Source organism: Archangium violaceum Cb vi76, from assembly GCF_000733295.1.
Classification (GTDB): Bacteria; Myxococcota; Myxococcia; order Myxococcales; family Myxococcaceae; genus Archangium; species Archangium violaceum.
The window spans coordinates 1-9,226 of sequence record NZ_JPMI01000292.1 but is presented as its reverse complement, the minus strand read 5'-3'; the positions used below and the strand labels follow the sequence as shown (position 1 = coordinate 9,226).

Sequence of the window (9,226 nt, the reverse complement as noted above, 5' to 3'; positions counted from 1 at the left end):
ATCGCGGATGGGGAGGTCGGCGCCCTCGCCCGTCACCACCACCTCGTAGACCAGCTTGAGGCGGCTGTCCTTCTCGGAGCGGATGTACAGCAGGTTGGCATCGCCCTCGGTGGCGATGTGGCGGCCCACGGTGTTGTCCAGGGCAGCGGCCTTGGCGGCCTCGCCGGAGATGCGGGCCTTGGCCGGAACGACCTCGCCGTCACGGGCCGAGCCGTTGGCCATGAAGATCTTGCCGCTCGCATCCTTGTGGATGATGAGCTCGCCGCCGAACACCGGCAGGCCGTTCTTGGTCTGGCCGTAGCGGATGTGGGTGTTGCCCTGCTCGTCCACGGTGGTGCGCTTCATCACCAGGTCGGAGGCGTCAAGGCGGAAGGCCGCGGCGATCCCCTGCAGGCCGTTCACGTTGTCCAGGTTGCCCTTGAGCATGAAGGGAACGCCGTCCTCGTTGGAGCCGAGAACCTGGGCGGAGGGCAGCGCGGCGAGCGCGGCCTGCACGTCACCCAGCGAGTCAGCGGCCAGGTCGGACTTCGGGGCGCCGTCGGGCAGCTGCGAGTTGTCGACCTCGCAAGCGGCGAGGGGAAGGGCGAGCAGCGCGGCAGCAAGGAAGCGAGTGCGAAACACTGGGGGTTCCTCCTGTTCAACGGCGGGGTGCCGTCGGACGCAGGAACCATGAGCAGGAAGCGGGCCAACCCATAAACCGTGGAAATGCCTGCCTTTACGCATCACCCGGCGCAGCCAGTGGAGTGCGGATGTCACCCTCAACGCGCTCCGCTCTGTATCGGGTGTTTACACTTCAGGCACAAAGCCATCTGATTCCAATGGCTTTCATCCACCCCCCAGGAGCTGTAGCAATTCCAGACAGCGGTGTCCTGATTCCAGACACCCCACAACTCCTTGGCATCGCAACACTTTGCCCTGAAATTGTTTGGCCTGCAAGAGATAAAGCCGCGGGCGATCGAGCCCTCGCCAAGGCCTGTCACGTTTCCAACCCGCCCCACTCCTCCCATCTTGGGAAGTGGATGCCCGCCGGGGGGTGGCGCCATGGCGAAGAAAGGTTTGCTGAGCTCGAGGGACTTCAGTTCGCTGTCCATCAAGGATCTGCTGGAGGCGCGCGAGGCGTACCACATCCATCTCGCGCACCTGGACTCGGTGGTGGCGACGGCCATCGGGCGCTATCGGATCCGCCGGGGAGATCCCGACGCGGGGAGCCCGGATGCCTCGTCCACGGGCAGGAGCACGGAGCCCCGGACGCTGTCCAACACGGTGGTCCGGCACTGGTCCTGGCCGTGCGTGCTGGTGTTCGTGGATCAGTGGATGACGCCCGAGCAGTTCGCCCACCAGCCCGAGCAGCTCGTTCCGCCCCTGCTCTACCTGCCGGACGGCCGGGTGGTGCCCACCTGCGTCATCCTCGCCGAGCGGCAGCAACAGGCCCCCGCGCCCCTGCAGACACTCGCCTTCACCTCGGGGCTGGTGGGTGGAGGCTATCCGGCGCTCACGGACGTGCAGGGACGCCAGCACCTGGGGACGTTCGGCTGTCTCGTGACGGATGGGGACTCCATCCACGCCCTCACCAACCGGCACGTGGTGGGTGAGCCGGGCCGCGAGGTCCATACCCTCATCCAGGGACGGCGCCGCCGCGTGGGCGTCAGCCAGAAGAGCCAGGTGGGCAAGCGGCCCTTCTCGGAGGTGTACCCGGGCTGGCCCGGCAGCCGGACATACTCCAACCTGGACGCGGGCCTCGTGCGGCTCGATGACGTGAGCGGGTGGACGGCCCAGGTGTTCGGCGTGGGCGAGCTGGGGCCGCTGGTGGACCTCAACTGCGACACCCTCTCGTTGGATCTCATCGGCTGCTTCGTGCGCGCCTTCGGCGGGGCCTCGGGCCCGCTCGAGGGGGAGATCCACGGGCTCTTCTACCGCTACCGCGCCCTGGGAGGCTTCGACTACGTGGCGGACCTGATGATCGGCCCCCGCCAGGGCGGAGGACCCCTGGCCACGCGGCCCGGCGACTCGGGCACCCTCTGGTTCTTCGAGCCCAAGCACGGGCCGGAAGAACGGGCGGCGCTGCCCACCGGCGCCCGGGCCCGGCAATGGCGGCCGCTCGCCCTCCAGTGGGGCGGGCACCGGCTGATGACTCCGGGCGGAGGAGACACCTATGCCTTCGCGCTCGCCACCAGCCTGAGCTCCATCTGCCACACGTTGGACGTCGAGCTCGTGCGCGACTGGGACATCGGGCTGAGCGAGTACTGGGGAAAGGTGGGCCACTACAAGGTGGGCATCACGGCCTGCGGGCTCGTGTCCAACCGCCGGCTCGCGCACCTGCTGAGCGCCAACGCGGAGCGCATCTCGGTGGGAGACGAGGCCATCGCCCACGGCGAGCTGCCCCGTGCCGGCACCGAGCACTTCGTCGCGCTCGCGGACGTGGCGGACCTGGTGTGGCGCACCACGCGCAAGCGCGACGCCATCAACCACTTCGCCGACATGGATCAGCCGGGCCAGGGCCGCTTCGAGGGAAAGACATTGCTCGAGCTGTGGGAGAAGGATCCCTCCAGCCGCTCGCCCGCCGCCTGGCGCGAGTTCTACGAGAGCATCGGCGTCAAACAGAACTCCGGGCACGGCGCGCTGCCGTTCCGGGTCTGGCAGATCTACGACGCGATGGTGGGCTACGCCCGGGAACGGCGGGTGGCGGAGTACCTGTGCGCCTCGGGCATCCTCGCCCACTACGTGGGGGACGCCTGTCAGCCCCTCCATGTCTCGTTCCTGCACCATGGACGGCCCGGTCATGCCGACGAGGAAGATGTCCACGCCGTCTACGAGACGAAGATGTTGGATCGGCGGGCGGCCGAGCTGATCACCGGCGTGAACGCACGCGTGCAGGGCAGACACGTCACGGACACGATCCGGGGCGGGGCCGCGGCGGCGGATGCCGTCGTGCAGCTCATGCGGGCCACGATCGACACCCTGCCCCCCATGGAGGTGATCGAGGCCTTCAACGCCCAGACCGGACGCCAGCGGATTCCGCACATGTGGGAAGTGCTCGGGGAGCGCACGTGCGACTGCATGGCCAGGGGCGCGCTCTGCCTCGCCATGCTCTGGGAGAGCGCCTGGCGGGAGGGCGGCGGCACGAAGATTCCGGCCCACCAACTCGGTCCCGTGGACGCCCAGAAGCTGCTGGCCCTCTACAGCGACCCGGCCTTCCTCCCGTCGAACTGGCTCCGGGACCTGGTGCTCGAGAAGGAGGCCCCCGCGACCCGCCGGACTCCGGCGCCCCGCCCACGGACGGTCCGCCGCGAGCATCCCCCGACACGAGGTGGAACGCGCGGCGGAGGGACCCGGAAGGTGGCCCGGCACACGCCGCGGCGGTGAGACTCAGCCGATCTCCAGTCCGGCCAGCAGGGACTGGAGGGTCTCCACGTTGGCGCGCAGCTCGGCGCCGGTGAGCTGGGACAACTGCGTCTTGCGCGCCTTGCGCAGGAAGGCATCCAGCCGCGGCTCCCGCCCGTAGAGGGACTGGGCACTGGCGGCCGCCTCGGCCAGGGCCCGCGCGGCGGCGGAAGGATCCGCGTCCAGCAGCCCCACGGAGCGCTCCAACCGCACCCCACAGCCCGCCCAGACCTCGCGGTCATGGGCGATGAGGAGCTGCCGCTGGTTCACGTGGCTGAGCGAGCGCACGATGGTGTCCAGCTCCTCCACCACGGTCAGCACGTCCTGCTTGCTGGGGTTGTCCTGGATGGCCATGCGCCCGGCCCGGACGCGCAGCTCGATGATGTGCCGCTTGTCCTGCGCGCGCAGGTGCTTGTAGGCGGCGGTGCGGCCGAAGGCATCCAGCTCCGTCTGCAACTGCTGGGCGTTCCACTGCACGTCCTCGGGCTCGGCCTCGCGCACCTTGGTCAGCCGCGCCGAGACGATGCGCGACAGGTCCGCCACGATGGCCCGCACCATCACCGCCGCCTTCACCTCCGCCTCGTGGCCGGGCACCACCTGCTGCCGCGTCACCGGCCCGAAGGCACTGGCGGACTCGAAGACGAGGTTGCCCATCTGCTCGCGGAAGCGCTCGCGCAGGCGCTGGATCTCCGCCAGCAGCGTCCACCGGTCCGACACCACCGAGGGATTGCGCATCGTCTCGCCCAGCTGGGTGATGCCCTGGGCCAGCTGCTGCATCCACCCCAGCAAGAGCTCGGAGGCGTCCTTGGCCCGCCGCGCCTCCACGGTGGCCGCCAGGGGCGCCCCGGAGCCCGCGCCTCCCGCTGGCTTGGACGCGAACTGCTCCCGCACCACGTTGAGCAGCACGTTCACGTCCATCACCGTGTCGCGGATGACGGGCGCCATCTCCTCCCAGAGCGACAGGTCCGGGCTGTCCTCCACATGGGCGGTCTCGTACTTCAGCAGGTCCAGATCGCTCAGCCGGATGATGGCCTGCCCCGCCGCGGAGTACACGAGGCGCAGGCGCTCGGCGAAAGCGCGGTCGGACAGGGACTGGAGAAGCTCTTCGAGCTTGGGGGGCAGAGCGAGCGAGGGGGTATCGGCGGCCACGGCGCACCCACTCTATCGGGTCCCGCGCGCCCCGTCGCGCACTTCGGCTGCCGGAGCGTATGGATCCGGGCATTTCCCTTGCGAGGGTTCCGCGCCCTCCTAGACTGACCGGATGGCGAAGCACCGCGTGTACCTCATTCCCGGCTTCTTCGGTTTCACCCATATGGGAGAGAAGCCAGCCGAGCGGATCGTCTACTTCGGGCATGTCCGCGACGTGCTCCTGGAGGGCTTCCGGAAGCGTGGCCACACCGCCGAGGTGGAGTCCGTGACGGGGCACCCCACGGCCAGCCTGGAGGTCCGGGCCCGGCTCATCCTCCGGACCATCGAGGAGACGGCCTCGAAGGATGACGCGGTCATCCACCTGATCGGGCACTCCACCGGAGGCGTGGACGCGCGGGGTCTGGTGTCCACCTGGATGCCCAGGCAGGCGCCCCACCTGCTGGAGCGTGTGCGCTCGGTGGTGTCCGTGGCCACGCCGCACCACGGCGCGCCCATGGCCAGCTTCTTCCTGCGGGATCGCCGGGGCGAGATGCTCCTGCGGCTGCTGTGGCTCTTCACCGTGTTCTCCCTGCGGCGGGGCCCTCGCCCGATGATGTTCCTGGCCTTCCGCCTGTTCTACGCGCTCAGCGAGGCCGGCCATCAGCTCGGCTTCCAGGCCACCCTGCTCGATCAGGTCACCCGGCTGATGGCCCATCTCACCCCCACCGAACAGGCCACGCTGGAGGAGTTCCTCGAGCAGGTGGGGAAGGATCAGTCGATCATCGGGGATCTCACCCCGGAGAAGATGGTGGCCTTCAACCAGGGCAACCCGGACCAGCCGGGCGTGCGCTACGGCTCGGTCATCACCGGCGCGCCGCCTCCGAGCTTCCTGGGCCTGCTCCGCGCCATCACCGGCAAGAACGACCCCGGTATGGGAGACTTGGTGTCGTTACGGATGCTGGATCCCCAGCCCGAGGTCATCTACGGCGCCTACTCCTTCCTCTACACGAAGAGCGATCCGGACTCGCGGGAGCTGCGGACGCCCGAGCCCTCCCCCACCCATGATCGGCTGCTCCGGGACGTCTTCGGCGAGCAGTACCGCCAACGGAGCGATGGCGTCGTCCCCACGCGGACCCAACCGTGGGGCGAGCTCATCACCGCGGTCGTCGCCGACCACCTGGACGTGCTGGGCCACTTCGACGATCCACCCGAGCACGTGGGCTGGCTCAAGTCCGGCTCGCACTTCCGGACGCCCCAGTTCAACGGACTGTGGGATCGGGTGCTCGACTTCCTCGTGGACGGAAGCCGGGTGCGCGCATGATCCAGGTCGTCGTCATGAATGGAGGCAAGCCCCTCTTCGGAGGGGAGGATCTGCTGGAGCTGCCCGGCTCGAAGTGGGTAGACGTCCTCCAGCCGACCGAGGAGGAGATGAAGCGGCTCGGGGACCGCTACGGGCTGCACAAGCTGGCCATCGAGGACTGCCTGCACGTGGACCAGCGGCCCAAGCTGGAGGAGTACCCGAACCATCAATTCATCGTGCTCCAGGGCTTCACCGCCAACGCGAAGAACGTGTGTGATCTGACGCTGCACGAGCACCACTTCTTCCTGGGACCGGACTGGCTCATCAGCGTCCACGAGCTGCCCTTCGATGGGCTCGAGATGGTGCGGCAGCGGGTGCGGGACGAGCCCCAGGCGACGATGGAACGCGGCGTGGACTTCATGCTGTACCTGCTGGCGGACGCGCTGGTGGACCGCAACTTCCCCGTCCTGGACACCTTCAATGACGAGCTGGAGGACCTGGAGTCGGCGGTCTTCGAGCACCCGCAGCCGGAGCAGTTGCAGCGCATCTTCGAGATGAAGCGGGCGCTGGTATCGTTGCGGCGGGTGCTGTCGCCCCAACGGGACGTGCTGGGCTTCCTGTCCCGGAGGGGCATCCCCAACATCCAGGAGCGCGCGGCGCTGTACTTCCGCGACGTGTATGATCACCTGGTGCGGCTGTACGAGCAGATCGACGCGGGGCGGGATCTGGTGGGCAACGTGATGGACGGCTACCTGTCCATGATGGCCAACCGGACGAGCGAGATCAGCAAACAGCTAACCATCATCGCGACCGTCTTCCTGCCGCTGTCGTTCATCACGGGCTTCTTCGGACAGAACTTCGACATCCTGTCCAATCGGGAGTTCTTCTGGGTGATGATCGTGTCCGTCTTCGGACTGCCCATCGCCCTGCTGTTCTGGTTCAAGCGCAACCGGTGGATTTGAAGTCCCTGGAGGACCCCATGCTCACCATCACCGTCGATGGAATTCCCCTGCACTACCGCGACGAGGGCCACGGGCTGCCCGTGCTGCTGTTCCACGCCTTCCCGCTGAACGGGGATGCGTATGAGAAGCAATTGAAGGCGCTGTCGGGGCGCTATCGCTTCATCATCCCGGACATCCGGGGCTTCGGGCGGAGCGGGCTCGGCGAGGGCCCCACGGAGATGGCCCGCATCGCCCAGGACGCGCTGGCGCTGCTGGACGCGCTGAAGGTGGACTCGGCGGTGGTGGGCGGAGTGTCCATGGGCGGGTACGCCAGCATGGCGCTGCTGCGCGAGGACGCGGGACGCGTGCGGGGACTGGTGCTGGTGGACACGCAGGCCACGGCGGATGACGAGGCGGGACGCGCCCGGCGGGAGACCTCGGCCCAGGAAGCGCTGAGAGAGGGGCCCGAGGCCGCGGTGCGGGCGCTGCTGCCCAAGGTGGTGGCCACACCGGACTCGGAGGTGGGACGCGAGGTGGCGGCGATGATGAGGACGGCGACACCGGCGGGCCTCGCGGCGGCACAGCGGGGCATGGCGCTGCGGCCGGACAGCAAGGACATCCTCGCGCGCTACGCCGGGCCCGCGCTGGTGGTGGTGGGCGAGAAGGATCCGGTGACGCCGCTGGAGAAGGCGAAGCAGATGGCGGACCTCGTCACCGGGGCGCGCCTGGAGGTGATTCCAGACGCGGCCCACCTGCCCAACCAGGAGCAGCCGGAGAAGTTCAACGCGGTGCTCGACAGCTTCCTGTCCGGGCTGTAGCACCCGCGCGGACGTCCCAAGGCACCGGAGGCGCCCGCCTCAATCCCCTCCGGAGAGGTGTGGCGCCCCACCCCATCCACGACACGGGGCGCCACACGTGCTCATGCTCAGCGAGCGCCGCGCACTACGGCTTGACGATGGTGGCCGGGCAGTAACCGATATTCTCGTTGGTGCCACCCCACTGCCCCTCGTACTCGTAATGCCAGTACCACCGGCCGGTTGCCGGCGACACGGTGAACGAGCACATATCCGTGAGGTTCGTGAAGGGGAACGCGTCCGTGACCAGACCGTCCGAAATACGCATGCGCCGAATGGTATTTCCGCTCGCGTAGAGGACGTAATGCTCGTTGTTGACGAACTCGGCCACACCCCAGCTCGCCCAATTCTCGCACCGGGTCGCACTCGAAAGGGTTCGAGTCCCCAGCGAAGTGACGTGTCCGGTCTGGAGGTTCACGGCGTAGAAGGCGCTCCCATTGTAGATGACCAGCTTGTTCCAACTCGCGAACAAGGCAGAGCCGTTGCCCAAGGTGATGGGCGAGGACAGCAGAACGAACAACCCCGTGTCTGCACCGTTGTCGGTGAGCTGCCGGAGATGGGTCGCTTGTGACGGGTAGTGGTTGATCTCCTGCCGGGTCGTGTTGTCCCAGAGCACCCAGAGCATGCCATTGGCCAGATTCGAGAAGATGCTGTCGTGGACGGCTCCGACCCGCGTGCCCCCAGACAGATCATTGATGTTGAAGCGACCAAGGCCGCTGTCTCCGTTATAGAAAACATGGTTGCCCGTCACGGCGATTCCACCCCGATCGTCGCCGGTCGCGGCGTTGTGATCCATCACGACGGTGCAGCCGGAGGACGACATCGCGCTCACCTGGAACGCCGAGCCAGCACATGCGGAGAGGGAGGCGATGGCGAAGACGCGAGAGGTGGTGGCCCCTTGAGTGTCAGTGATGGTAACGGTGACAGTTGTGTCGGCGAAGCAATCAGGAGCCTTCCAGCGGATGGAGGAGTTGGTGCTGCTATCGGTCTGGCCCGACAAGCCGCCAACCGTGGCGCTCCAGGCATAGGTGAGCGCACCTCCCTCGGGGTCGTGAGCGGCCACGGACAGCAACAGGCTTTCCCCGCCCGCCGCCTGGGGAGACGCTTGATAGAAGGAGGTGATCTGGGGGGCGAAGTTGGCGCTGGCTGGACCCGTCTGGATGGTCATCGCGCCCGTATTCGTGCCGCCTCGCCCATCCGAGACGCTGAGGGTGAGGGTGCAGCTGGGGCCGTTCACTGCGGACAGGGTGAACGTGGGCGATGGCACATGGACGTCCGAAAAGCTGCCCTGGCAGTCGGTCGTCCATGCATAGGTGAGCACATCGCCGTCAGTGTCCACGACACGAGCTGACACATATGCTGTCTGACCCGCGGTCATGCGGGCGGGTGAAGCATAGACTCCCGATATCTCCGGCCAGGTGCTGAAACCCACCGAGACCTGGGCCGCTCCCTTGGCAGCGGCTTGGGAGACGCGTACGGTGAAACTGATGGTGTTGGTGGCCGTGTGCTCATCAATGACGGACAATCTCAGGGTGTAGGTGCCCACCGTGGTGGGAGCTGTCCAGGTGCTAGTAGGGGTAGAGGACGAGGAAAGGCGGCCTCCAGAGGCGTACCAGCTAGGG

Annotated in this window: 6 protein-coding genes and 1 pseudogene; 4 read left to right on the top strand and 3 right to left on the bottom strand. The window is 67.7% G+C overall.

The window, feature by feature from the left end; translation table 11 throughout:
* A pseudogene (locus Q664_RS40415) lies at window positions 1-621 on the bottom strand (M4 family metallopeptidase); the annotation flags it as partial.
* A gap of 420 nt (window positions 622-1,041) precedes the next feature.
* Here Q664_RS40415 and Q664_RS40410 point away from each other — a divergent pair.
* Window positions 1,042-3,363 (top strand): phospholipase C/P1 nuclease family protein, encoded by a 2,322-nt coding sequence (locus Q664_RS40410; protein ID WP_052519272.1) that lies wholly within the window; start codon window positions 1,042-1,044, stop codon window positions 3,361-3,363.
* 3 nt (window positions 3,364-3,366) lie between these two features.
* Here the strand turns inward: Q664_RS40410 and Q664_RS40405 are convergent, their stop codons facing one another.
* Window positions 3,367-4,530, bottom strand: coding sequence for a hypothetical protein (locus Q664_RS40405; protein WP_043408890.1), 1,164 nt, complete (start codon window positions 4,528-4,530; stop codon window positions 3,367-3,369).
* Between the two features lie 112 nt (window positions 4,531-4,642).
* Between Q664_RS40405 and Q664_RS40400 the strand changes: the two genes are divergently transcribed.
* The 3 genes from Q664_RS40400 to Q664_RS40390 are packed head-to-tail and all read left to right on the top strand — an operon-like array spanning window position 4,643 to window position 7,568.
* Window positions 4,643-5,830, top strand: a complete 1,188-nt coding sequence (locus Q664_RS40400; RefSeq protein WP_043408887.1) for an esterase/lipase family protein — start codon at window positions 4,643-4,645, stop codon at window positions 5,828-5,830.
* A complete protein-coding gene (gene corA, locus Q664_RS40395) occupies window positions 5,827-6,771 on the top strand; it encodes a magnesium/cobalt transporter CorA (protein ID WP_043408884.1) in 945 nt (314 codons plus the stop codon). The genes Q664_RS40400 and corA overlap by 4 nt, the downstream gene beginning before the upstream one ends.
* 17 nt (window positions 6,772-6,788) lie before the next feature.
* Window positions 6,789-7,568: an alpha/beta fold hydrolase gene (locus Q664_RS40390; protein ID WP_043408881.1), complete on the top strand. Its 780-nt coding sequence runs from the start codon at window positions 6,789-6,791 to the stop codon at window positions 7,566-7,568.
* A gap of 124 nt (window positions 7,569-7,692) precedes the next feature.
* Here Q664_RS40390 and Q664_RS40385 read toward each other — a convergent pair whose 3' ends face one another.
* A complete protein-coding gene (locus Q664_RS40385; RefSeq protein ID WP_043408877.1) occupies window positions 7,693-9,150 on the bottom strand; it encodes an Ig-like domain-containing protein in 1,458 nt (485 codons plus the stop codon).
* Window positions 9,151-9,226 lie beyond the last annotated feature (76 nt).

Excerpts from the sequence above, each read along its gene's own strand:
- Q664_RS40410 (WP_052519272.1), top strand. The coding sequence starts at position 1,042 with ATGGCGAAGAAAGGTTTGCTGAGCTCGAGGGACTTCAGTTCGCTGTCC.
- Q664_RS40400 (WP_043408887.1), top strand. The coding sequence starts at position 4,643 with ATGGCGAAGCACCGCGTGTACCTCATTCCCGGCTTCTTCGGTTTCACC.
- corA (WP_043408884.1), top strand. The coding sequence starts at position 5,827 with ATGATCCAGGTCGTCGTCATGAATGGAGGCAAGCCCCTCTTCGGAGGG.
- Q664_RS40390 (WP_043408881.1), top strand. The coding sequence starts at position 6,789 with ATGCTCACCATCACCGTCGATGGAATTCCCCTGCACTACCGCGACGAG.